Annotated in this window: 10 protein-coding genes; 1 reads left to right on the top strand and 9 read right to left on the bottom strand. The window is 46.1% G+C overall.

What is annotated here, in order from left to right:
- The 5 genes from B9A52_RS15370 to holA all read right to left on the bottom strand — a co-directional run bounded on the left by B9A52_RS15370 (position 1) and on the right by holA (position 7,285).
- Complete coding sequence (locus B9A52_RS15370) at positions 1-693, bottom strand: MotA/TolQ/ExbB proton channel family protein (RefSeq protein WP_084121278.1); 693 nt, start codon at positions 691-693, stop codon at positions 1-3.
- A 1-nt stretch (position 694) separates the two neighbouring features.
- Positions 695-1,465 (bottom strand): SPOR domain-containing protein, encoded by a 771-nt coding sequence (locus B9A52_RS15365; RefSeq protein ID WP_084121277.1) that lies wholly within the window; start codon positions 1,463-1,465, stop codon positions 695-697.
- A gap of 93 nt (positions 1,466-1,558) precedes the next feature.
- A complete protein-coding gene (locus B9A52_RS15360) occupies positions 1,559-3,250 on the bottom strand; it encodes a TonB-dependent receptor (RefSeq protein ID WP_231955250.1) in 1,692 nt (563 codons plus the stop codon).
- Between the two features lies 1 nt (position 3,251).
- Positions 3,252-6,239, bottom strand: coding sequence for a tetratricopeptide repeat protein (locus B9A52_RS15355; RefSeq protein ID WP_084121276.1), 2,988 nt, complete (start codon positions 6,237-6,239; stop codon positions 3,252-3,254).
- A gap of 17 nt (positions 6,240-6,256) precedes the next feature.
- Entirely contained in the window at positions 6,257-7,285 is a 1,029-nt protein-coding gene (holA, locus tag B9A52_RS15350; RefSeq protein WP_084121275.1) for a DNA polymerase III subunit delta, read from the bottom strand.
- Positions 7,286-7,415: 130 nt separating this feature from the next.
- Between holA and B9A52_RS15345 the strand changes: the two genes are divergently transcribed.
- On the top strand, positions 7,416-8,123 hold the full coding sequence (locus tag B9A52_RS15345; protein WP_084121274.1) for a tetratricopeptide repeat protein: 708 nt from the start codon (positions 7,416-7,418) through the stop codon (positions 8,121-8,123).
- A 376-nt stretch (positions 8,124-8,499) separates the two neighbouring features.
- On the opposite strand, the gene B9A52_RS15335 is transcribed toward B9A52_RS15345, so the two are convergent.
- The 4 genes from B9A52_RS15335 to B9A52_RS25585 all read right to left on the bottom strand — a co-directional run bounded on the left by B9A52_RS15335 (position 8,500) and on the right by B9A52_RS25585 (position 25,554).
- Entirely contained in the window at positions 8,500-10,143 is a 1,644-nt protein-coding gene (locus B9A52_RS15335) for an Ig-like domain-containing protein (RefSeq protein ID WP_084121272.1), read from the bottom strand.
- Positions 10,144-10,449: 306 nt separating this feature from the next.
- Positions 10,450-16,107 (bottom strand): HYR domain-containing protein, encoded by a 5,658-nt coding sequence (locus tag B9A52_RS15330; RefSeq protein ID WP_084121271.1) that lies wholly within the window; start codon positions 16,105-16,107, stop codon positions 10,450-10,452.
- A gap of 10 nt (positions 16,108-16,117) precedes the next feature.
- Entirely contained in the window at positions 16,118-17,110 is a 993-nt protein-coding gene (locus tag B9A52_RS15325) for a hypothetical protein (RefSeq protein WP_084121270.1), read from the bottom strand.
- A 365-nt stretch (positions 17,111-17,475) separates the two neighbouring features.
- A complete protein-coding gene (locus tag B9A52_RS25585) occupies positions 17,476-25,554 on the bottom strand; it encodes an HYR domain-containing protein (RefSeq protein WP_157370174.1) in 8,079 nt (2,692 codons plus the stop codon).
- Positions 25,555-25,809: the final 255 nt, after the last annotated feature.

Here is a 25,809-nt window from a genome sequence, read left to right as displayed (position 1 = left end):
TTATTTGTCCTGTAATAAATCAATGAATTCCACAGAAGTATATTCCATACTGTGGACTAATTTAGAAACCTGTGTCACCAGATAATTGTAACCCAAGTAGGCGACGATTCCGACTACCAAGCCTGTTGCAGTTGTAATCATGGCCTCATAAATACCTGTGGAAAGCAATTTTGGTGAAACCATACCCTCTTCCTGAGCAACGCCAATAAAAGCTTTGATCATTCCCGCAACAGTACCTAAAAACCCGATCATAGGGGCAGCACCGGCCACAGTGGCCAATAAACCCAAATTCTTTTCCAGTTTATAAATCTCGATTTTACCCACATTTTCTATGGATACTTCGATATTCTTCAAAGGACTGCCTATCCGTTCCAAGCCCTTGGCTATCATCATCGCTACAGGGGTTGTTTCTCCCTGACAAAGCATTTTTGCCTGATCAATTTTACCACTCTGCACAAGAATTTTGACTTGATCCATCAGATGTTTGGGGGATTTGGAGGCCTTTCGGAGCGTGATTAGCTTTTCTACAAAGATGTAGACAGCCAAGACAAACAAAATATAAAGCGGAATCATCATGTATCCGCCTTTGATCATTAAATCCAACAATCCTATGCTGGTATCACCACCTTCCATAGTAGAAAGGGTATCAGCCATCATTTGGCTGTCTGTACTCAAAGTTTGTGCTAAAATCATTTTAATATTTCAAAATCCAGGATGATTCATTTATTTCCACTTTAACGCTTTCCAAAGCTTTTGTGGCCGACTCAAGGTCTCCGTACCTTCCAACGGAGATACGGTAATTATTGGTATTGCCAAAGGGAAAAATTATCCATACATCGCTTCCCTTATCAATTAATTTTTGAGCCTCAGCTCTGGCAATTCTTTCATTGGGCGAACTTGCCACAATCAGATTGTAATAGGGTACCTCACCCCTTTTGTCCACAACAAACAATTGAGCACCCTTGCTTTCAACTATTGGCTGACTTTCTGGTATGGCTTGTTCAGATGCTGACTCCGTTCCCTCATTCTCGGCTTCAAGTAATTCATCGGGATCCTCAGCTACGATATCTATCGGTTCTTCAGGTTCTTCAGATTCAATTGTCTCTGCAATTTGAGGACTTTCCTGAATAGCATTATTATTTTCAGGCAAATAGTACAAAAAGTAAGCAAGTGAAGCCAAAATGATCACAATCAGGAATACCAGTGAAATCAATAATGGCAATTGACTTTTCCTTTTTCTTATACCTCTATCTTCAGTATTGAACTTAATTGGTGCAGCTTCAGGAATTATTGCTTCGGCTTCCATCTTAGGTGGTTGGACCTCATCGGGAATTTTCTCCTCTTCCTTTCTTGAAACTTTTTCATCAAAAGAAATTGCTGAACCGAGAGGCTTTACGGCAACAAAGGGAAAGCCATAGTCTTTATCATCTGAATTTTTTGTTGTTCCGTCTTCTTTATCAATCATATTCCAGGTTCTTAAAAGCTTACGAAGCTAAAACAATTGACTGAAAAGGACAACCGCTTTTGCAGCAATAGTAATTATAATCCACATTGGCCATCAAAACTTAAGTGTTGCACCTACAATTCCTTGAATTCCCCTGACAGGATAATTCAGAAAACGCTGATTGGTCCTGTTCAAAAGATTATTTCCAATGACAAATGCTGATATCCTTTCTGTTATCTGATAATCTCCTTTCAATTGTAAATCCAAAATTGTCGGTAATTTCTGTGAGAATTCATTTTGTTGGTTAAACCCTTGGATACCTCCCATTAAATGGGCATTGAACTGTATCATCAATTCCTTTGTGGGAAGAAATTGATTATTGATCCTGACTTCCCACTCGGGTCTGTGATAGGCAGCATTTAGACTTCCCAAAGAATAGTAATAATAATCTGCATTGGCCATCAGTTTATACCAACCTTCATATTCCCAACCTACTTTCAAAGTATAATTCAAAACGTCTGTAATTTCATCGTATAGAATATTAAACCGCAAACTATCCGTCAATGAATTGGCGAAAAAATGCATGTTTCTATATTTCCCAACAGTGAATCCTGCTTCATAAGTGAACTCATCGAGTAATTTGCCTTTTAATCCGGCACCTGTTTTATAGTTTTGTATGGTGTTCAATAATTGTTCGCTTGGACCCAAAAATGGGTTTTCCATAACAAAATCATAATAGGTTTTCCTGATCACATCTCCTTCAAATAAAGCAAAAACCCCTATCTCGTCGCGAAGCATGTATTGACCGTTGACCATAGGAAAAACATGTACATCGGATTTCTTATTACTTGTAATGTCGTTTTCAAAAACAAGATTTATACCTGCTTTTATCAATAAAGACTCGTTCTGATAGCCTACGTAAGGGTTGATTTTAAAATAGTTTCTATTGATATCATTATAGAATACATCGCTGGGACTTGTCAGGGAAAGATCAAAATTGACTGCAGTTTTTAAATAATCGTCAAACCAAAAATCAGAATTTGCAGTAAACGCAATTTCATTTTCAGATGCTTGGAAATTGTCATTGAACCCCCTGATTCTCATCATAGCATTATAGTTCAGACCATCCATTTTGTCAATATTTTGGATACCGGCCTTTACCTGAACTGTATTGAGCACATTTACATCAGTAACAAAATTTTCAAAATCAGGATTGGTGGGATCATAACCATAAAACGAAATTTGATGTCGGTCATAATTGATCCCGCCATAGGCCTGAAACACATCTCTGAAAAGTGTACCGGAGGCCTCAAAGTTGGTGAAATTTTCCGCGGAATTATTCCCGTCAACAGGCCCTCTGTAAAAACCCTGATGTTTGAGTTTTGCCGATATATCGTAATTGGAATCTTCCCATACATTATACCTTCCTTCCAATAGAGGCGAACTGTAATTACCTAAACCAAATCGGACAAAACCCGGGAAATAATCCTGATCCTCTTTGGGGAAATTTTTCTGAAAAACCTCCGTTTTGATATCATCAGGCGGTAGTGACAGAAAAAAAGGCTTGACCTCATAATTAAAATTCGTACTGCTTTTCGGAGTTGGCAGTGCCGGTATTCTTTCAAACTTTCTGGGCTGAGTGGGTAATGTCAATACCCGGTCTTTACGGATAATAAACTCCTGATCTTTGACTTCCCCGGCCTGTTGTCCTTGGGCAGTCTGAAAAACTGTCATCAACAGCCCAACAACCAAAAGATTGAAACCCAATCGAACCCTCTTCAATATGTTTATGAATATTTTCTTCACCTTATTTGATATTTGAAAGTTTTTCCTTGGCCAAACCAATTATTTCCTGATTAGTCGATCCATCAAGAATGGATTCCAAAGTTGCCTTTGCCTGAAACGCCTCACCCAGTTGCAAGTAATTGTCAGCCAAAAGCAGGAAACATTTTCCATACCAATGGTCATGGGACGAAAAAGGAGCTACAAAGTCAAAAATGATATTGTTTGACCTTTCAAACTCTCCTTTTTTGGCATAACTCTCAGCCAATAAAAACAGACCCTCTGCCCCCTGAATTGTGGTGTACTCATTGACCAGTTCCATCAGCGTCTCATTGGCATTGTTTTCATCACCAAGCATTTGGTACGCTTTGGCTTTGGTAAGTAAAGCAAAGGGAAGTGCATCTTGGGTAATGCTTCCCAAAAAGATAACACGGTCTGCAAAATATACCGCAGAGTCATAAGTTCCTGAAATAAAATAAGCCTGCATCAAACCATTCAGCGCCTCGAATTCTTCTATTTTATTTCGGGCGTTATTACCTGCTTCTCTCAAATAGGGTATGGCATTATTATAATTTTTGTTTTCCAGTTCAATGGTAGCAATACGTTGAACAGCTCTTAATCTTTGTGCAGAATTCCTTTCCCTTTCAATCTTATAAAAGTATTCCAAGGCCAAAATGTTATTATCCAACTTGGAATAGGAATCACCGATAAAATAATTTGCTTCATCTGTATTGGCTGATTGTGGATAATTATTCAGGTAGCCTGTAAATGCTTTGATTGCCTCACTATAAGAACCACCAAAAAACAGGTTTTTGGCCGCTTCGTATTCCAGATTCTGCAAACTCTTGTTATCCGGATTGGCATTTCTGTACCGACTCAGATACTGGGAAAATTCTGCCGTCCGGCCTTGTAGCGTCAATGCTTCCTGTAGCCCGACCAAGGCTGCTTCTGCATTGGAGGAGTTTGGATGGTTTTCCAGGATTCTTTTGTATTCATTGATGGTTTGATCGTAGTTCTGCATGGAAAAATTAGCCACAGCACTGCCCTCCAAGGCAAAGGGTACAAATGGGCTGTTCGGTTTGCTGCTGATCAGTCGTGCAAAACCGTCACGGGCTTCTGCATAACGCATTTCTTCCATATTGATTTGGGATTTTTGGAAAAGCGCGTCCTCAAAGTATAAACTGTTGGGATGATTGGAAATCAACTTATCCAATTGACTGATGGCATCATTGTTTCTGTTTTGAAAATTATAAACTACCCCTGACCTAAAATATACATAGTCAATAAAACTGTTGTTATCAGCAATGGCTTTCTGAAAAATATTCTGGGCATCAGCAAATCTTTTCTGCACATAGTAAATATCCCCCAAACGGATCATTGCCTCATCATAGATTTCCCGGTCTGTATCTCTTGGTACCCGATCTACATATTGCTTAAACTGCGTTTCGGCTTTTGGGTATTGTTGGGTATTGAAATAGGCATAACCCAGGCCATAATAGGATTTCTGCAAATAGGGATCTGTGGGGTTTGGCCTCAATCTTTGAAGTTCCTCGTAGGATTTTATCGCCATGGGGATATTATCAGAGGAAGCAAAATTCTCGGCTTTCCAAAAATGGGCCTGAACCAGAATTGCCTTATCAATGGGATTTGAAATTGATTTGTCAAAAAAAGTTGTGGCCATTTCATTTCTCTTATCCCTGTAATAGACCAATCCCTGATAAAAAGTGATTTTCTGATAGGCTGCTTTGATCCGGTCAGATTTGCGGGGCATTTTTTCAATATGCTCTATTGCCCTCAGATAATTGCTTGTATTAATCAGGGCATCAGTAAGCAGATTTTCCGCCTCCCTTGCATAAGCCCCATTGGGATAATTCTCCAAATAGGAATCCAAGGCATTGACAGCTTCCTGAAAACTGCCTCTTTCAAGATTTACTTTTCCATAATTGACCAATGCCTCTTCTTTGATTTGGAGATCAATGTCACTTTTATAAGCAGCATTAAAACTATTTGAAGCAAATTGGGGGTTGTTGAGTTTCAGATAGGAATGTCCCAAATAATAGCTTGAAACCTGGGCAATCTTATCCTCTCCAACTGCTGTCACTTTGAAGTAATCTGTAGCTCTTTGATAATTTTGGATTTCAAACTGGGCTATACCCGCCTTATAAATCTGCGGCCTTTCAAGATCCCTCTTCCTTGCATTGACAAAGGCATCATAATTCAAGGCTGCGTTTGGAAAATCCCTCTTTTCGAAATAAGCTTCAGCCAAATACAGATGGATTTCTTCCTTTTTGTCCAGACTTTTTCTGGATTGAATGACGGATTCCCCATAAGCAATCAGTTCGTCGTAATATCCCTGCTTATAATAAATTCCGGCCAACATATAGGGAACTTTCTGACTGTAAAAAGGAGTCTTGTCCGCTTCTTTGAAATCAGCAATTGCCTGATCCAATTGGCCGGATTCCTTTGCTATATAACCCGCATAGTAATAAGCATCGGGATTATATTCGCCTTTAATTTTCTTAACCAGATTAAAGAATTGAAGGGCATTTTTATAGTCATTGAGTTGAAAATAGGAATAACCAGTTTTGAACAAAACCTCAGAATTATTATTGAATGCCACATAACCCGACTGAACCTGTCTGAAGGCGGGAATGGCTTCTCTATAGTTTTTTCTGTCAAAATAATAATTTCCCAGGATGTAAGCAGCCTCATTGATTTTGGGACTGTGGGGATAATTTCTGATAAAATAATTGATCAGGTCAGGTGCACCGGGATTATCTATTTTCAAAGCCGAAACAGCATGGTGAAAATCTACCATTATCTTTTGATTTTCTTCAAAAGGAATATCTTTCAGCTGTTCGAATTCAAACCTGGAAGCACTGAACAAATGCTTTTGGAAAAGCTCAAAATTATCGTCTAAAATTTTTTGGTCCCCTGATTGGTACAGCCCCGATTGGGAATAGGCGGTCTGAACCATTACGTACATCAAAAGCAATACAAAGCTTTTCTTCATTTTTTATTCACTCAAATTTAATGCATGATTTTAAATACCAATTCCCTTAGGATTTCACTGTCTTCCATTCCTCCTCCGCTTGTTTCAACTCCCTTAGAACGTAAATCCGCCTCCTTTATGTATGCTATGTTGTCAATAACCTTGCCTAAGCGGTAATTATTTGCTGCTATTTTATATTCTTTAAGAAAATAAGGATGAACACCGGTCAATTTGGCCAGTTCGTTATCACCACTGTTCTTGTTATAATGTATCACAGCCAATTTGCTGAAATAAGCATAAACCAAACCGACAATCGGAATCAAAGGATGGCTTTTGGGATTTTGGGCAAAATATTGTACGATTTTATTGGCTTTGAGTACATCTTTTAAGCCGATTGCTTTGGTCAGTTCAAAATTGTTGTACTCTTTGTTGATACCGATGAATTTTTGGATATGGTCCTTGGTAATGGTCGTCTTTTCGGTAAAATTCAAAAACATTTTACCTATTTCATTTGCGATCACTTCAAGATTGTTTCCAATGCTTTCCGCCAAAAAAACAGCCGTTTGATTGTTGATTTCATGTCCCTGCCCTTTGATATATTCCTCAATCCAGCCCGGCAAAAGATGTTCCTTGATCTTTTCTGATTTGACAAAGACCACATTTTTATCCAATTCCTTACCCAAAGACTTTCGGCCATCGATGTTTTTATATTTATGGGCAAAAACCAATATAGTACTTGGTAGTGGGTTTTTGATATAGTTGATCAATTGCTGATCTGCTTCTTCCCTACCTAAATTCTGAATGTTCTGAGCTTCTTTTACTATCACTACCTGTCGATCAGCCATCATGGGGAATCTCCGGGCATTATTCAGAATATCACTGATGGCCACATCTTTACCATACATGACAATCTGATTAAAACCCTTCTCATGCTCTTTCAAGGCATTTTTTTCAATAAAATCTGAAATCTGATCGATGAAAAAAGGTTCTTCTCCCTGCAAAAAATAAATCGGAGCATATTTCCCGGACCTGAGGTCTTTTAATACATCTTCTGCTTTAGCGGCCATGGTTGAAGTTTTCGGTTCAAAGATATAAAGATTTAATTTCTTGGAAAGATGACAAAGCAATAAGGACAAAGTAATTTTAAACTTTTATACCTGTAAAATTGTAATATGTTGAAACCAATTAAAAAACGAAGTGGACAATTTCGAAAAAAGTGTTGCCTTATTTAAAGAAGGAAAATTCCAGGAAGCATTGGATCAGATCAATGGAATCATAAAAAATAACAACACGAATACAGAACATGTTTTTTTCAGAGCAAGGGTATATTCCAGATTAGGGGAATTTCAATCTTCGCTCGATGATTTTGATTTTCTGATTTCCCATGAACCCTACAATCCCACCTATATCAGTGACAGGGCGGTTGTACTTCATTTGCTTAAAAGAAATGAAGAAGCCATGTCTGAGTTTGACCGTGCCATCAATCTCGAGCCGGGAAATCCCTACAGGTATTCCAGCAGGGCGTATTTCAAGGATAGAATCGGCGACCTGAAAGGCTCCATTGAAGATTATGAAAAGGCCATTGAGTTGGATCCTGAAGATGCTGTCGCCTACAACAACAAGGGCTTGGTAGAAGAGAAACTGGGCTATAGTCAAAAATCCAAATCAAGTTTCGAAAAGGCAGATGATTTGGTCGGATATACTCCCCTCCAAAAAAACGGCAAAGAAGGGACAAAAAAACCCACTTTAGAGGACGAAATAAATCCTAAACCTCAATCCAATAAAGCTGAAAACCCAAAAAAGGGTACCTTCGGGGAATATCTGGAAATTGTCAGCAAAGTTTTCACAGATAAAAATACCCAAAAGGAATTTTTCAGGTTTTTGGGAGCAAAATTTAAATTTTAGGTAATTCTTTCACTTGCTGAAAGAATTATGGTTTGCCAAATGAAGTTTCATTTTGATCGAAGTCTTTGAGAGTTGACAAAATTGGCATTTACAAATTGGGAAATGACTTCGGTTTCAGTATCATTCAGAGCCACAGTTTGCCAACCAGGATATTTTACTATGGGGAAAAATCTCCAACATCTTAGGAAATACAAAAAAGAAATTGAACCTGATTTCTCTTCTTTCAGCATGACATTCCAAAAACTTTAAGCTATTTTCTCACCTCGGGATTTTAGAACTCTGAATTGGAAGTATCTATCTATCCATCAGCTCAGCAAAAAGGAAAAGCTCCATACCAAAAGAGTATTTTGATATGGAGCTTTGAGGTTTTTGAGTTTTAATCAGTAATTACACCTGGATAAGGCCAATGTTTATCATCTGCACTACTTTTCATCTTTAAATTAGGATTGATTCTAAAGGGAGACAATTCAGTTATGGGTACCGTGTTTATTTGAGCAACCGAAGCCAGTATTTGTGTATTCGATGGATCATAAACAAATGGATAATCATTCTCCCCTGTTTCTACTATTGAGGCACAAGCAAAAGTGACTCCGGCCATATCCCTTGTAATAGGATGCGGTCTTAAAGAGTTTGCAGGTATATTCCTTTCAATACCAAAACAAGCTAAATTACCCCCAATATTTCTCATATCTGAACCCATATTTTCCAAAAAGTGGTTTTGAACCTGAAAACCAATTGCCTCATAAAAACCATCAAACTCGCCTATGAAAACAATTCTACCTCCTTGTTCAGCAAATAGTTTGAGGTTGTTGATTTCATTTAATGAATAGGCAATTCTTGGAAGCCATAGAAAAATTACTTTGACATCTTGTGGAATATCTGTAAGCGGGGTTTCAGAGGAATTAACCATTTCAAGGTCAAAACCAAAACTTTGAATTAGTTGCTTAAGATTGGTGTGTATCCCCTCAGTTAAACTGCAAGCATTCGGATAACGAGAGTTTTTTCCACAATCAAACCAAATGGTATTTCCATTAGCGCGAGGTCCAATAGTTTCAAAACTCACCAGATTCCTGACCATTAATCTATTATTAGGATTAACCAGACCTATTTCGTTGTCAAATGGATTCATGTCGTTAAAAACTATGATGTCTTTGCCTGGCCTTGGACCTGTTTCAACTTCTTGGACAAACAATGCACCCTCTCCGGTTACATCGTGAACAGTGGCTAATACTGATGTAGAACCGAATTCGGAACCGGTAGCCATACCATTTTGGTTGATGGATGCAACTGCTTCATTTCCAACGCTCCAAGTAATTTTTTGGTTTTCCAGAACCTCATCAAAAAAGTTATATACAATTGCAGTGAACTGTTGTTGCGCTCCTTTCAAAATAATTGCTTCCTCAGGAACAACCTCAATCCTTGCAGGACAGATTTTATCCTCAATCCTAAAAGTTATCCGCATCTGTTGATTCTCTACTACCGGGATAATATTATTATTAAGCTTCTGATTGGCATTTCTTACCACGCCAAAGTCAACAAAGCCCAAAACCCTACTTCCCACTTTAACACGTGCTCTGTAGATTTTACCGATAACCGGCTTTGTTTTTGACAGGTCCCAATTCGCAAAATAAAATTCTTCTTGTGCATTGACCTGTACACTGTTTGTGGCATTAGGCTCTCTCTTGAATAAAGTATGGACAGTTTCAAAGGAAAAATCATCACTTATTTCAACTATGGGAGCTAGATTTGGATGGAAACTTCCATGGAATTTAGGCTGCGTTGATACTGTGGGTGATAAAAAGTAAAATTCATCAATTCCATCGTTGGCAGCATCAGAAACACCTAGATTTCCATATTTCAAGGAAATGACCTGCGCAAGAATATCAAAATCATCTGCCAAATTGTCGTTTTCCTTAAAATCATCCGTACAAGAAGGCATGAATAAGAAGCTTATGCTTAATGTCAATAGTAACAAAAAGCCGAAATATTTTCCTGAAAATTTAAAGTGTTGATTTTTCATATTTAAAAGAGGTTTAGGTTAGATCCCAGTTATTGATTTAAAAACGATGTAATCTATAAATTACCCAAACTAGATAAAATACCCCAAAAGTAGTATAAATTAAAACAGTGACACTCAACCCATTGAACATTGCCAACTCAACACCCAAATGGCGGTTGATCTGTGGCTCATCCAAAATGTAGTCAATATCGGCGGACATGTACTTCCAATCCGCCTAGGCCAACAAGTTCTTCCAATTCCCCAAAAAAACAACCCCCTCCGGATCTCTCCGGAAGGGGCTGTAAATTTATTTGAAGCTATAAACTGTTATTCTTTGACAAGTCTGCCCGTCATCACCTCGTTGCCGGAATTTACGATCACCTGATACATGCCCGAACTCAGACCTCTCAGATTCAGGTTGCGGACGAAACTGCCTTCCTGTTGTTCTTTTTCCTCATACACCAGTCTGCCGGTTGCATCAAAGATCCTGATTTCCACTTTCCCGGGGCCTGACAGTTGCACCAGGATATTGGATTCCTCCCTGCCGGGGTTCGGATAGATCAGGATTTCTCCCGGAGGAAGCTCCCTGTAAAGGGTGATCTCCCTGCTGATGGTCTGTCCTGCCCTGTCGGTGCTGTGGACGGTGACGGTCATCTCCGCATCAGGGGTTCCTGTTCCTCTCCACACCAGCACGTTCTTCTCAATGTAGAAGTCAGGATGCTCGTCCATGCTATAGCTATGCATATCGTCCACAGGATCCAGGGTATTGAGACTTCCGATGATCTCACCGTTCCTTACTTTGGTGGAAACCTTGTTCCTGCTGATCATAATGTCCTCAGCAAGCGGTTTGTCCAGTACGATGACAGGGATGTCAAGCGATACGTCCCAACCTTCGAAGCCTTCGTTCTCCAAGGATGCCGTTATCCTGTACAGGCCGGGTCTTAGCGGATCGTAATCGTTCATCTGCCAGTTGATCATGCTGATGTATTCGGGATCGCTGCCTTCCTCGAAGACAATGCCCTCGCTGATGGCTTTATCGAACGGCGTGTTCCACGGAACTATCAGCATATCTGAAAGCTCCTGCTCCCCTGTCGTCCTGCCGTTTTTGTTCGGTACTTTGCACTTGAAGACCAGCAGGTTGAACTTGAACCTGTCAGTTGCCTTATTGCCCGAAGCATCCTTGGCCTCGAATTCCACAAAGCTGTTCTCAGGTTTCCTGAACTTGGTTCCAGGCTCAGGGCACTGATGAAGTTCGAATCCACAGTTGTCGGAGGCTTCCACCCTGTCCTTAAAGTCAGGCATGGTAAAGGTGTCCCCTTTCTTCATCATCCAGACAAAGGCGCTCCTGTCCACTTTGATCTTTGGTTTGCTTTCATCCACTACAATCACTTTGAATTCAACTTCGTCTCTGTTGCCTTTGGCATCTTTGGCTATAAGCTTGACGCTGTTCTCCCCTATGTCCTCACAGGTAAAGTCGCACTTGCTCAGGTCGAGTTTCAGCGGGCCACAGGCTGCCGAGGAACCGTCATCGGCCATCTCTGTGGTCAGCCTGGCTTTGCCCTGACTATTGAGTTTCAGTGTCACCACAGGTTTGGCTTTGGCAGTCACTTCACATGCTTCCTCGATAAGGTTGACTGTCACACGCTGCTTGGCGGTACATTCGTTGCCGCTGCCGTCTATGACCGTCCAGGTCACTGTTGTGGTGCCAATAGGGAATACCGCAGGGGCGTTGTTCCTGACCTCGGCTATACTGCAGTTGTCTGATACCTCTGGTTCACCTAGATCAACTTCAGAGGAAGAAATACCGCCACCTGTTGTACCCAAAACCAGGTTGGCCGGGGCCTTGATGTCGGGGAGTTCCCTGTCCCTGACAGTTACCTTCTGTACCGCAGTGGCCGAATTGCCGTTTCTGTCTGTTACCGTCCAGGTGACAATGTTCTCACCGAGCGGGAAGGATGCAGGGGCATCATTGCTCAGTCCGCCATCAGGAATGTCTCCCGTAAAGGTGGCCAGTCCAAGATCCACATTGTTTGCTTCACAGATTCCTTTGTCCGTATCCACCAGGATATCGGCGGGAGCAGTGACTGTCGGAAGATCCGTTTCTGTATCCGCAGGAAGTACATTCACTGTCTGTGTATCCGTTGCCGTATTGCCGCTGCCGTCGCTTACCGTCCAGGTTACCGTAGTGGTGCCTATCTGGAAGAGTTCAGGTTCAAGGTTGACGACAACGTCCACACTGCAATTGTCAGAGGTTGTTGGGGTACCGAGTTCCACATCAGTGGCGGATTCCTGACCCGGTTGCAATTGTATGGTGATGTTGGCAGGAGCTACAATGGTCGGTAACTCGTTGTCCTCTACGGTCACGGTCTGAACCACTTGTTCCGCCTCATTACCAGAGGTATCGGTTGCTGTCCAGGTAATTTGGGTGCTGCCTACAGGATACGGAGCATCCAGGGCAAAGCCGTCACTTCGTGTACCTGTTGCTATTGGACTGTCACAGTTATCGCTTACTGCCGGAGCTGATATTTCAATTTCAGCTTCACAGGTTCCCATGTCTGTTGACCGGGTGATATCGGAGACAGCCGCAATTACAGGTTTCTCGTTGTCTTCAACTGTCACGGTCTGTTGGGCGGTGGCTGTGTTGCCGTTACCGTCAATCACGGTCCATGTGACAATAGTTGCTCCTATCGGGAAGCTTTCCGGAGCATCGTTGCTGATGCCGTCAGCAGGGATATCCTCACCGGTCACCACAGGTGTGCCGAGTTCAATGCCTGATGCGCCGCAGGTGCCTGGGTCATTGTTGACCGTAATGGCAGGTGGTGCGGTGATAGTAGGCAAAACCTCCCTCGTTACTGTAACGGTCTGTTCTGCGGTGGCCGTGTTGCCGCTTCCATCCCGGACGGTCCAGGTTACCGTAGTGGTACCCACAGGGAAACTGCCAGGTGCATTGTTGCTTACCTCATCAATGGAACAGTTATCTGAGACAGTAGGCTGTCCGAGTTCCACATCTCCTGCCGAATCTTCATCGGCCTCTATCCTGATGGTGATGTTCGCTGGGGCTGTGATCAGCGGCAGTTCTTCATCCACCACAATCACGGTCTGTTCTGCAGTGGCCTCATTGCCATTGACATCAATCACTGTCCATATAACTGTGCTTGTGCCCAACGGGAAGACCTCAGGAGCATTATTGCTGACTTCAGCAATTTCACAGTTGTCCGAAACCTCTGGTTCGCCCAAATCAATCTCTCCTGACTCGCAGCCATTGGCAACGGTTAGGGTATTGATTGTAGACGGTGCGATTATGCTTGGAGCCTCGTTGTCCACCACGGTTACGGTCTGTATGGCAGTGGCTGTATTGCCTCTGCCGTCAATGACTGTCCATACCACATTGGTGGTACCCACAGGGTAGGTTTCAAGGGAGGTATTTGTAATGCCATCGGCAGGGATATCCTCACCGGTCACAGTAGCTGTGCCGAGTTCAATGCCTGAAGCACCGCAGGTGCCGGGGTCATTGCTGACCGTAATGGCAGGTGGTGCGGTGATGGTCGGCAATACCTCTCTGGTTACTGTGACGATCTGCTCTGCCGTGGCCGTATTGCCACTGATGTCTGAAACGGTCCAGGTAACAACTGTCACTCCAAGTGGGAACACAGTGGGTGCATTGTTTTCTATTTTATCGATACCGCAGTTATCAGAAGCCTCTGCTTGACCAAGTGCTACGCCTGTCGCACTGTCAGCATCTGGCGCAATCTGCACAAGCAGATCTGCAGGGGCAGTGATCAGCGGTTCTTGATCTTCTGTGACGGTAACAATCTGGCTGGCCGTCGCTACATTTCCGCTCAGGTCTTCCACTGTCCAAGTTACTGTCGTATTTCCAAATGGGAAGAGTTCAGGTGCATTATTGGTTATCGATTTGACACCACAATTGTCAGCTACGGTTGGTTGGCCAAGTGCTACATCCGAGGCATCACATCGTGACAAGGTCGCCAAAACTGTTACAGCAGCTGGCGCTGTAATAGTAGGTGGCTCGGGGTCAGTTACAGTTACCTCCTGTGTGGCAGTGGCAATATTGCCCTTTCCATCCGTAACGGCCCAGTTGACCACAGTTGTGCCGACAGGGAATGTTGCCGGTGCATCGTTGCTAATGCCGTCGTTGGGGATGTTTTCGCCTGTCACGCTGGGCGTGCCAAGATCCGCAATGGTTGCAAAACAGCTTCCAGCATCCGTGCTTACATTTAGAGGTGCCGGTGCTAAAATGGTAGGCAGTACTTCGGTCGTTATGGTAACATTTTGTAAAGCAGTCCCCGTATTGCCTGCCAAATCGACAGCAGTCCAAGTAACTATCGTCGAACCGACTTCGAAAACTACCGGTGCGTTATTCTCAAGCAGCTGTAAACCACAGTTTTCCAAAATCAATGGTGTACCAAGGTTTATATTTATGCTTTCGATACCATCCGATCCGGCCGGTAATTCGATTACCAAGTCAGCAGGAGCGGTAATCAAAGGCGCAATATTGTCAATCACTTCAACCTCTTGGGTTGATTGAACTTGATTTCCAGCAGCGTCTGTCGCAGTCCATGTGACCACAGTAATACCGAAGCCAAAATTCTCGGGAGCATTGTTGGTCAGTGTTGGCTCACCGCAATTGTCGGTGGCGGTAACTGCACTGAAATCCACATTGGTGAATACACATTGATCTGCACTGGCATTCAAGACAATTCGACCCGGTATCGAAATTTCTGGCGCCTCCTTGTCCTCAATGATTACCAATTGTTTTTGGGTGGATTTAAGGCCTGATATATCCGTAAAGGTCCAAGTGATTTCAGAACTACCCTGTTTGGTAATCGGAAACAATGATTCATCCACTGTCCCTATAACCTTGCTGCCGTCTTCGGCGGTTGCTGTAGGTGCTGTCAAATCCGAAAGATTGATGGCGCAAGCAGCCTCAAGGGTTGGCAGTTCTGCCAAATCAGGTTTAGGAGGCACAGTAAACTGTGGTTCACCAACGATGAATTCCTCACTGACCACCGGGCTCCAAATTCCTTGGGTGTCCCTGATACGTACGGTGATACTGTGAGTACCCTGTGACAAATCAGCCACTGCAATTAAGGCCTCAACAGAAATCGCAGATGCCGGCTGATCTAAGGGTAGAGATGTGGCATTGCCTTCTCCCGGATCATCGCCATCAAAAAAATACTCTACATAGTCCACCATCGTGGGTTTACCGAAGTTTTCATCTCCAACAAAAAACACCCTGTTTTTGGCGAAACCCCACTTGTTATCCTGACTCTTGAACCGGACAGAAAAGGTATGGAATCCAGGCTCCAATTCTTCGGTAGAAATATTGCCAATAACTTGAGGATTAGTGCCTGAACTTACAGGAAGTGATTTTCCCGATCCCACTCCGGGATCTGAGTCTATAAAGTATTCTGCTGCCGTAATCGGCAACAAGGGTAGATTGCTGCTTGCATTTTGAACAATAAAAATACGCGACTTTGCAAGCGACCAAATACCGTTTTGATCTTGGAATCGAACGCTCAAGGTATGAAATCCTTCAGGAAGCCCCTGCAAACTGATAGGTATTGCAAGAGAAGATTGTACTCCCGGGCTGATGGTAACATTGGTGGCATTTCCTATTCCGGGATCATCGTTGATAAAGTACTCAAAAGCAACCAAGGTATTGGAACCAGATTGTGAAGGTGGTGTTTCAATCACAAATATCCTTGATTTGGTAAGGGACCAATTCCCGTCGTTATCTTGAAAGCGTGCCCCAAGGATGTGGAAGCCCAAAGGCAAGCCTTGGAGGCTGACTTGGGTCTGTACGGAAGGATTGGGAGAATTCGGCACAGGGAAGGCATTACCGTTGCCAACGCCGGGGTCAGCATCGATAAAGTACTCCGCTGCCGTGATGGTGGGACTTTGGGCCCTTGCTGCAAAGGGCAACCACAGCCATCCCATCAAGAGGATGCATAGAAAAGCTCTCATGACCTGACTGCTAGTTATTGGCTTTTCCGTCTACCTTGATATTGAGCGTTCCGTTTTGGGGCACGTTGGGATTTAGGATTACCAAGGACTCAACCTGTGGAATCCCCGGCAAGCCTGAAACCAAAAATCCTTTACCCCCAAAAAGTCCGATATCAGTCCCATCGGTGCCTGCATTGATGCCTACACTTGATGGCTGCAATGAGAGATCACTGTTGTACAAGTCATTTCCTGAAAAACTCACAAATAAAGGATCGGTTTCAAAAAAATTACCTGAACTACTATTGGTTGTGAGATTGATATTGGGGTTGATAGTAAAAATACTATTCGCAATACTCGAATCTGTTAGGCTTCCCATTGTAATGTTTATGAAAATACTATTCGTAATAACATGATTTCGACCAATAAGCCAGTCTACTCCAAAGAAGTAATAAAACACATTGTTTGAAAAAATGGAACCATTCATATTAATCGGCCCAACGATATAAGAATTTCTTATGTTCCAATTGGCTGTCGTAATATCGTTAACCCTGTTTTGAATTCCCGATCCATTAATATTGCACTCCTCAACCAACCAATTTTGTGGTACTCGGGACTGATCAGAAGAAGAGTTCAAAATATAGGATATCCTGTTTCTCTTCAACTGGACAGCATCACAATCTGACACCGAAATGTTGACGGTACCGATATCCAAACCCAGAAGCACTGAATTTGAGGCTTGGCTGCTGTCAAAGGTAAGGGTGCTGATCGATGCACTAGCACCTCCGTTGAAATTTGGATTTGCTCCTGGACCGATGAGCGTTAAACGCTTATTGATAGTTACATCATTATAACTTGTTGCTGAACCTGTAATTAATAAAATATCACCATCAGCGGAAGCGTCAACTGCTGCCTGAATTGAGGTAAATTCTGCGAGGTCTCCGGGGCGGTTGGAGACAGTACGGGTGGCAGCAAACACGCTGATGCTGCTGACAAAAAGGACAAAAGACAGTAACAAATTTTTCATAATTTTAATTGGTTAGGATTGAACAATGATGTTTAGGTTATTTCCTTATTTCCTCTTGTTTTTTGGCTATTGGCAGAAATAAGGAAACTAAAAACTCCCTAAAATTTAAGCGCTTTTAAAGCCTGATGATATTGGAAAAGAGTATTTGGCGATTTTGGAAAAATTTATGGAGGCATTTGGAAGAATTCGGCAAAAAGCCTTGAGACCAAAAAAAATTAAAATTTTTCACATCCTAAGTGATATAATTTCCTGTAAATTTCAAAAACCCATCCACCACGGCAGACAAGTTCTTCCAATCCGCCAAAAAAAAACAACCCCCTCCGAATCTCTCCGAAGGGGGCTGCCTTTCTTTGCATAACAATAATCTACAGGTCTCTTACCAATCTTCCTGTGAGTACCTTGTTGTCGATCTGAACCACCACATGGTACATGCCCGAACTTAGACCTCTCAGGTCAAGGTTTCTCGTGAAAGTACCGGATTGTCTTCCCTGTTCCTCATAAACCAACCTGCCTGTAGCATCAAAGATGCGGATGGTCACTTCCGATTCTGCAGAAAGCTGAATCAGAATATTGGATTCCGTTTTGGCAGGATTAGGATAGATTTTCAAAGACCCCGTCATGATTTCAGGAGATTGGCCTTCCATTCCGCCACGGTTGGTTTCAGAGTTATTGCCATTCTTATCGGATAACTGTCCGTCTTCCAACCTTACCACATTGCTATTGATCGTAAAGGTGATGGTTTTGATTGGGCCTGCTGTACCTCTTCTGTTCCTATCTGAATAGGCTTGTGCTGATAGCGTATAGGTTCCCGCTGGCAATGTCCTTCCTGAATAGTTGCCGTTTTTATCTCCGAATATGGCGTATGGAGTCACATTTTCAGTTGCATCGCGGTTTACCGGACCGGAAAGCGTGAAATAAACACTTCCGACGATTGTAGGATTGGTATTGGCCCGGATATTCAACCTGAGGCCACTGGTCTGGCTTTCGTCGATGACCATGCCATCGGTGAGTTCGAACATATCCTGGTTATTCGCCGAATTGATCAAGGTGAATGAAACGATACCTAGGTTCGGAACCGATTCCACGGTGATGGTAGCAGAAGCCATGAAACCTCCGTCCACTGTGGTCGCAGTTATCACTGCCTGGCCCACGGCATTGCCCGTCACCAGACCATTGGAGTTGACTGATGCAACAGATCCGTTGGAACTGCTCCAGGTCACGGCTTTATTGGTGGCATTCGATGGTGATACGGTCGCGGTCAACTGCACGTTGTTGCCCACTTCTATAGTAGCTGTCGATGGGCTTACAGTAATCCCCGTCACAGGGACTACAGATCCAACGATGCTGAAGTTGACCGTCAATGGATCCCCGGCCGTACCTCTTCTGCTGCTTTGGGTAAACGGCATAGAATACATGGTGTAATTGCCTGTTGGCAACATCCTTCCGCTGTAGTTCCCGTTGTTGTCCCCGAAGAGCGCATAAGGCGCTACGTTTTCGGTCCTTGAAGCATTGACTGCACCTGTGAGCCTCATAAATACACTGCCCACAATAGCCGGGTCCGTTTCCGCTCTTACGTTCAGCCTCAAGCCCTGCACAAGGCTTTCGCTGATCTGCATGCCCTCGGTGAGCTCAAACAGGTCTTGGTTTGTTCCCGCATTGACCAACACAAACCGCACAACTCTTTGGTTGGTGCTTACCTGGTTTACAATCACTTTTTGCAGCACGTCAACGGCCAGGTTACCTGAAGCATCCACCGCAGACCATGTGATGGTGGTCTCTCCAACTGGATAGGAATCAGTCAATGGCCTTCCGTCATTTCTTACGCCTGTAACCGTGGCCGAACCGCAGTTGTCGGAAGCCGAAGGTGTTACCACATTAACATTGGCACTGGATTCTGTGGACGGTATGTTTACCGTGATATCGGCAACCGGATTGATCACCGGTAATTCATTATCCGTAACGGTCACATTGAAGCTGCAGGTTGCCTGATTGCCTGCCGCATCGGTGGCAGTATAGATCACTTCGGTAGTGCCCACAGGGAATACCGCACCCGGTTCAAAGTTGCTGGTCAGGGTCACCGAACCGCTGTTGTCGGTCGCGGTCGGAGCAGTCCAGATTACCGCTGCACTGCATTCGCCCGCATCGTTGGACACGGTGATGTCGGTTGGACAATCGTTGATGACAGGGTCAATGGCGTCCGCATCTTCTGTAATGGTCACCGTAAAGCTGCAGCTGGTCTTGTTGCCTGCCGCATCGGTGGCCTCATAGCTTACGGTCGTGGTTCCCAACGGGAATACCGAACCGCTGGCAAGGCCGGCCGTCAATTGTATGTCTGGCGTGCCGCAGTTGTCCGAAGCGATTGGAAGGTCGTAATTGACCACCTTGCCGGTCTCGCCGAAGGCCACATTGGTAGTGATATTCGCAGGGCAGGTGATGGCAGGGGCTTCGCTGTCCGTTACGGTCACATTGAAGCTGCAGGTTGCCTGATTGCCTGCCGCATCGGTGGCGGTGTAGATCACTTCGGTAGTGCCCACAGGGAATACCGCACCCGGTTCAAAGTTGCTGGTCAGCGTCACCGAACCGCTGTTGTCGGTCGCGGTCGGAGCAGTCCAGGTCACTGTTGCGCTGCAGTCCCCCGCATCGTTGGATACGGTGATGTCTGTAGGACAATCGTTGATAACAGGGTCAATGGCGTCCGCATCTTCGCTGATGGTCACCGTAAAGCTGCAGCTGGTCTTGTTGCCTGCCGCGTCGGTGGCCTCATAGCTTACGGTCGTGGTTCCCAATGGGAAGACTGCGCCGCTGGCAAGCCCGGCCGTCAGTTGTAGGGTTGGCGTGCCGCAGTTGTCCGAAGCGACAGGCAGGTCGTAATTGACCACCTTGCCGGTCTCGCCGAAGGCCACATTGGTAGTGATATTCGCAGGGCAGGTGATGGCAGGGGCTTCGCTGTCCGTTACGGTCACATTGAAGCTGCAGGTTGCCTGATTGCCTGCCGCATCGGTGGCGGTGTAGATCACTTCGGTAGTGCCCACAGGGAATACCGCCCCGGGATCAAAGTTGCTGGTCAGGGTCACCGAACCGCTGTTGTCGGTCGCGGTCGGAGCAGTCCAGGTCACTGTTGCGCTGCAGTCGCCCGCATCGTTGGACACGGTGATGTCGGTTGGACAATCGTTGATGACAGGGTCAATGGCGTCCGCATCTTCTGTAATGGTCACCGTAAAGCTGCAGCTGGTCTTGTTGCCTGCCGCATCGGTGGCCTCATAGCTTACGGTCGTGGTTCCCAACGGGAAGACTGCGCCGCTGGCAAGGCCGGCCGTCAATTGTATGCCTGGTGTGCCGCAGTTGTCCGAAGCGACAGGCAGGTCGTAATTGACCACCTTGCCCGTCTCGCCAAAGGCCACATTGGTAGTGATATTTGCAGGGCAGGTGATGGCAGGGGCTTCGCTGTCCGTTACGGTCACGTTGAAGCTGCAGGTTGCCTGATTGCCTGCCGCATCGGTGGCGGTATAGATCACTTCGGTAGTGCCCACAGGGAATACCGCCCCGGGATCAAAGTTGCTGGTCAGGGTCACCGAACCGCTGTTGTCGGTCGCGGTCGGAGCAGTCCAGGTCACTGTTGCGCTGCAGTCGCCCGCATCGTTGGACACGGTGATGTCGGTTGGACAATCGTTGATGACAGGGTCAATGGCGTCCGCATCTTCTGTAATGGTCACCGTAAAGCTGCAGCTGGTCTTGTTGCCAGCCGCATCGGTGGCCTCATAGCTTACGGTCGTAGTTCCTAATGGGAATACCGAACCGCTGGCAAGGCCGGCCGTCAATTGCATGCTTGGCGTGCCACAGTTGTCCGAAGCGACAGGCAGGTCGTAATTGACCACCTTGCCCGTCTCGCCAAAGGCTACGTTTGTGCTGATATTGGCTGGGCATGTGATCACAGGCGCTTCGGTATCGTTGACCGTGATGGTCTGGATGACAGGGGCGGCGGCATTGCCGTTGGCATCGCTGACGTTCCAGGTGATGGTCGTGACGCCCACGGGATAAGGCTCGGTCAGGGCAAGTCCGTCGCTTCTGATTCCTGTTGGTTCGCCTACGCCGCAGTTATCGGTGGCTGAGGCGGAAACAACTACCACGGCGCTGCATGCTGCTGCATCAGCGGAAACAGTCTGGTTGCCGTTGGTTGAGATCACAGGCGCTTCGGTATCGTTGACCGTGATGGTCTGGATGACAGGTGCTGCCGCATTGCCGTTGGCATCGCTGACGTTCCAGGTGATGGTCGTGACGCCCACGGGATAAGGCTCGGTCAGGGCAAGTCCGTCGCTTCTGATTCCTGTTGGTTCGCCTACGCCGCAGTTATCGGTGGCTGAGGCGGAAACAACTACCACGGCGCTGCATGCTGCTGCATCAGCGGAAACAGTCTGGTTGCCGTTGGTTGAGATCACAGGCGCTTCGGTATCGTTGACCGTGATGGTCTGGATGACCGGGGCGGCGGCATTGCCGTTGGCATCGCTGACGTTCCAGGTGATGGTCGTGACGCCCACGGGATAAGGCTCGGTCAGGGCAAGTCCGTCGCTTCTGATTCCTGTTGGTTCGCCTACGCCGCAGTTATCGGTGGCTGAGGCGGAAACAACTACCACGGCGCTGCATGCTGCTGCATCAGCGGAAACGGTCTGGTTGCCGTTGGTCGAGATCACAGGCGCTTCGGTATCGTTGACCGTGATGGTCTGGATGACAGGTGCTGCCGCATTGCCGTTGGCATCGCTGACGTTCCAGGTGATGGTCGTGACGCCCACGGGATAAGGTTCGGTCAGGGCAAGTCCGTCGCTTCTGATTCCAATCGGTTCGCCTACACCGCAGTTATCGGTGGCGGAAGCGGATATAGATACCACGGCGCTGCATGCTGCTGGATCAGCGGAAACGGTCTGGTTACCGTTGGTCGAGATCACAGCGGCTTCGGTATCGTTGACCGTGAAAGTCTGGATGACAGGGGCGGCGGCATTGCCGTTGGCATCGCTCACGTTCCAGGTGATTGTCGTGACGCCCACGGGATAAGGTTCGGTCAGGGCAAGTCCGTCGCTTCTTATGCCAACTGGTTCGCCGACGGCGCAGTTATCGGTGGCTGAGGCGGAGACAACTACCACAGCGCTGCATGCTCCTGCATCAGCGGAAACGGTCTGGTTGCCGTTGGTCGAAATTACAGGCGCTTCGGTATCGTTGACCGTGATGGTCTGGATGACCGGGGCGGCGGCATTGCCGTTGGCATCGCTGACGGTCCACGTGATCGTCGTTACGCCCACAGGATAAGGTTCTGTCAGGGCCAAGCCGTCGCTTCTTACTCCTGTCGGTTCGCCTACGGCGCAGTTATCGGTGGCGGAAGCGGAGACAACTACCACGGCATTGCATGCTGCTGCATCAGCGGAAACGGTCTGGTTGCCGTTGGCCGATATTACAGGGGCTTCTGTATCGTTGACCGTGATGGTCTGGATGACCGGATCAGCGGCATTACCGGAAGCATCTATCGCTGTCCAGGTAATTTCTGTGATTCCGGTTGGATAAGGGTCATTTAAATTATTACCATCTGCTCTTACTCCTACTGCAACTAAGCTTCCACAGTTATCGCTGACTACCGGAGCAATGATGCTTATCATGGAGATACAAATTTCCGCGTCTGTAGATTGGGTGATACCGTCAACCGGAGCAATAACAGGCTTTTCATTGTCAGTGATATTAATGGTCTGTATCACAGCAAGAGCTACATTTCCCACCGCATCTTCGGCTGTCCAGGTAATTTCTGTAGCACCGATAGGATAGGCAGCATTCAGTGGCTGTCCGTCACTTCTGATACCAAAAGGAACGATCCCCGTATCACAGTTATCTGTTACTGCTGGAACAGGTACGGAGACTATTCCTTCACAGCTGCCGATATCAGTAGACTGGAAAATAGCCAAGACTTCGTCAATCACGGGAATCTCAGTATCCGCGATCAGGATTTCCTGGGTCTGGGTGGTGGTGTTTCCTGCGGCATCGGTATAGGTCCAGGTGATGAGGGTACTGCCCTGCGTGCTAATCGGGAATATACTTTCATCCGTCGTACCTTGTATGGTACCATCCACATTGTCGGTGGCAGTGGGGACGGTCAGGTCTGCGAGGTTCACCACACACTGGGCTTCGAAGGGGGGTAGGGTTTCTAAGACCGGAACCGGGGCCTCTGTGTCGGGAGGAGGAAGGATAGAATTCAGCAGCCGGTTGATCCTGACACGGCTGACACCATCATAACCAATGAAATCTCCCCCTATAATGATCTTGCCGTCCGGTTGGATCGCGGTGGTCCTAATCGGGGCGTTTGCCCCCGTTCCGGGATTGAAGGAAGTATCCAGGCTCCCGTCCGCGTTCAGACGGGCGATAAAGTTTCTCGTTGTTCCGTTGTAGGAAATGAAAAATCCCCCGATGATGATCTTGCCGTCCGACTGGATCTGGGTGGTGAAAATCGAGTTGTTTGCCCCCGTGCCGGGATTGAATGAGGTATCCAGGCTCCCGTCCGCATTCAGACGGGCGATATAGTTTCTCGCTATAGTGAACTGTCCCCCGATGATGATCTTGCCGTCCGCCTGGATCTGGGTGGTCCTAATCCAGTTGTTTGCCACCGTACCGGGATTGAAGGAGGTATCCAGGCTACCGTCCGTGTTCAGACGGGCGATACGGTTTATCGCTGTTCCGTTGTAGGAAGTGAAATTTCCCCCTACAATGATCTTCCCGTCCGACTGGATCTGGGTGGTCACAATCCAGTTGTTTGCCCCTGTACCGGGATTGAAGGAGGTATCCAGGCTCCCGTCCGCGTTCAGACGGGCGATACGGTTTCTCGCTGTTCCGTTGTAGGAAGTGAAATTTCCCCCTACAATGATCTTGCCGTCCGCCTGGATCTGGGTGGTATTAATCCCGCTGTTTGTCCCCGTACCAGGATTAAAGGAAGTATCGAGGCTACCGTCCGTGTTCAGACGGGCGATACGGTTTATCGCTGTTCCGTTGTAGGAAGTGAAATTTCCCCCTACAATGATCTTCCCGTCCGACTGGATCTGGGTGGTCACAATCCAGTTGTTTGCCCCTGTACCGGGATTGAAGGAGGTATCCAGGCTCCCGTCCGCGTTCAGACGGGCGATACGGTTTCTCGCTGTTCCGTTGTAGGAAGTGAAATTTCCCCCTACAATGATCTTGCCGTCCGCCTGGATCTGGGTGGTATTAATCCCGCTGTTTGTCCCCGTACCAGGATTAAAGGAAGTATCGAGGCTACCGTCCGCATTGAGCCGGGCGATATAGTTTCTCGCTGTTCCGTTGTAAGAAGTGAAAACTCCCCCTATAATGATCTTGCCGTCCGCCTGGATCTGGATGGTCAGAATCGAGCCGTTTGCCCCCGTACCGGGATTGAAGGAGGTATCCAAGCTGCCGTCCGCGTTCAGACGGGCGATATAGTTTCTTGCTGTTCCGTTGTAGGAAGTGAAACCTCCCCCGATGATGATCTTCCCGTCCGCCTGGATCTGGGTGGTCACAATCGAGTTGTTTGCCCCCGTACCGGGATTGAAGGAAGTTTCCAGACTACCATCCGCGTTCAGACGGGCGATACGGTTTATCGCTGTTCCGTTGTAGGAAGTGAAAAAACCACCGATGATGATCTTTCCATCAGATTGAAGGGTCATGGCATTTATTCTAGGATTGAATCCGGCTGGCCCTATACCTGGATCAAAAGAACTATCCAAAGTACCGTCGGTGTTCAGCCGGGCGATGCGGCTTCTGGCAACCCCGTTGTAAACACCAAACTCTCCCCCGATGATGATTTTGCCGTCTGGCTGGATCTGGGTAGTCCAAATGAAGCTGTTTGGCCCCGTACCGGGGTTGAAGGAGGTATCCAGGCTCCCATCTGAATTCAGCCGAGCTATGCGATTGATAGCAACCCCGTTGTATTGGGAGAAATCTCCAGTGATCAGGACCTTACCGTCTGCCTGTACAGCAAGGGTCCGTACAATATTGTTTGCCCCAGTTCCTGGATTGAAGGAGGTATCCAAGCTCCCGTCCGCGTTCAGACGGGCGATCCGAATTCTGTCAACCCCATTGTATTGGGAAAAAACTCCCCCGATCAGGATCTTACCGTCGGACTGTAGGGCGAGAGTAAGAACCTGAAGGTTTGCCCCCGTACCTGGATTAAAGGAAGTATCCAGGCTACCGTCCTCGTTCAGCCTGGCAATGCGGCTTCTAGCAATCCCGTTGAAGAAACCAAACTCTCCCCCGATCAGAATTTTCCCATTGGGCTGAATCGCGGTGGTAAGGACAGTGAAGCTTGCCCCATCACCAAAGTTGATTTTATCGGCGTTGAAGCTGAGGTCATTGGAGCCGTCTTGGGCCCTCGCCAAGAAAGCGAGCAGGGAAAGAAAAAGAAAGAGTAGTTGTCTTTTCATCATAGAAATTGTTTAAGTTCTTAAAGTCAAGCACTGACAGCATTCCCAAAAATCATCCTCCAAAAAACAGGCTGTCCGTGAGGGTATCTTACCCTGCTCGCAAAATGCATAAAGCTTTATTTGAAAAAAATACTCCATTTGCGGTATTTTTGATTTTATAAAGCAGTTTGAAGTAAATATTTTGTATTTCAATACCTATTTTTTGGTATTTACGAAGGGGAAAGAGGGAGGAAGGGGGAGGTCGAAAGGGGGATTTTT

It is taken from the genome of Aquiflexum balticum DSM 16537 (genome assembly GCF_900176595.1).
Classification (GTDB): domain Bacteria; phylum Bacteroidota; class Bacteroidia; order Cytophagales; family Cyclobacteriaceae; genus Aquiflexum; species Aquiflexum balticum.
Note: the sequence above shows the minus strand (reverse complement) of the source record. Positions and strands in the feature narration are given on the sequence as shown.

Coding starts and splice junctions, on each gene's coding strand:
- holA (WP_084121275.1), bottom strand. CDS start 7,285: ATGGCCGCTAAAGCAGAAGATGTATTAAAAGACCTCAGGTCCGGGAAA.
- B9A52_RS15330 (WP_084121271.1), bottom strand. CDS start 16,107: ATGAGAGCTTTTCTATGCATCCTCTTGATGGGATGGCTGTGGTTGCCC.
- B9A52_RS15355 (WP_084121276.1), bottom strand. CDS start 6,239: ATGAAGAAAAGCTTTGTATTGCTTTTGATGTACGTAATGGTTCAGACC.
- B9A52_RS15335 (WP_084121272.1), bottom strand. CDS start 10,143: ATGAAAAATCAACACTTTAAATTTTCAGGAAAATATTTCGGCTTTTTG.
- B9A52_RS25585 (WP_157370174.1), bottom strand. CDS start 25,554: ATGATGAAAAGACAACTACTCTTTCTTTTTCTTTCCCTGCTCGCTTTC.
- B9A52_RS15370 (WP_084121278.1), bottom strand. CDS start 693: ATGATTTTAGCACAAACTTTGAGTACAGACAGCCAAATGATGGCTGAT.
- B9A52_RS15365 (WP_084121277.1), bottom strand. CDS start 1,465: ATGATTGATAAAGAAGACGGAACAACAAAAAATTCAGATGATAAAGAC.
- B9A52_RS15325 (WP_084121270.1), bottom strand. CDS start 17,110: ATGAAAAATTTGTTACTGTCTTTTGTCCTTTTTGTCAGCAGCATCAGC.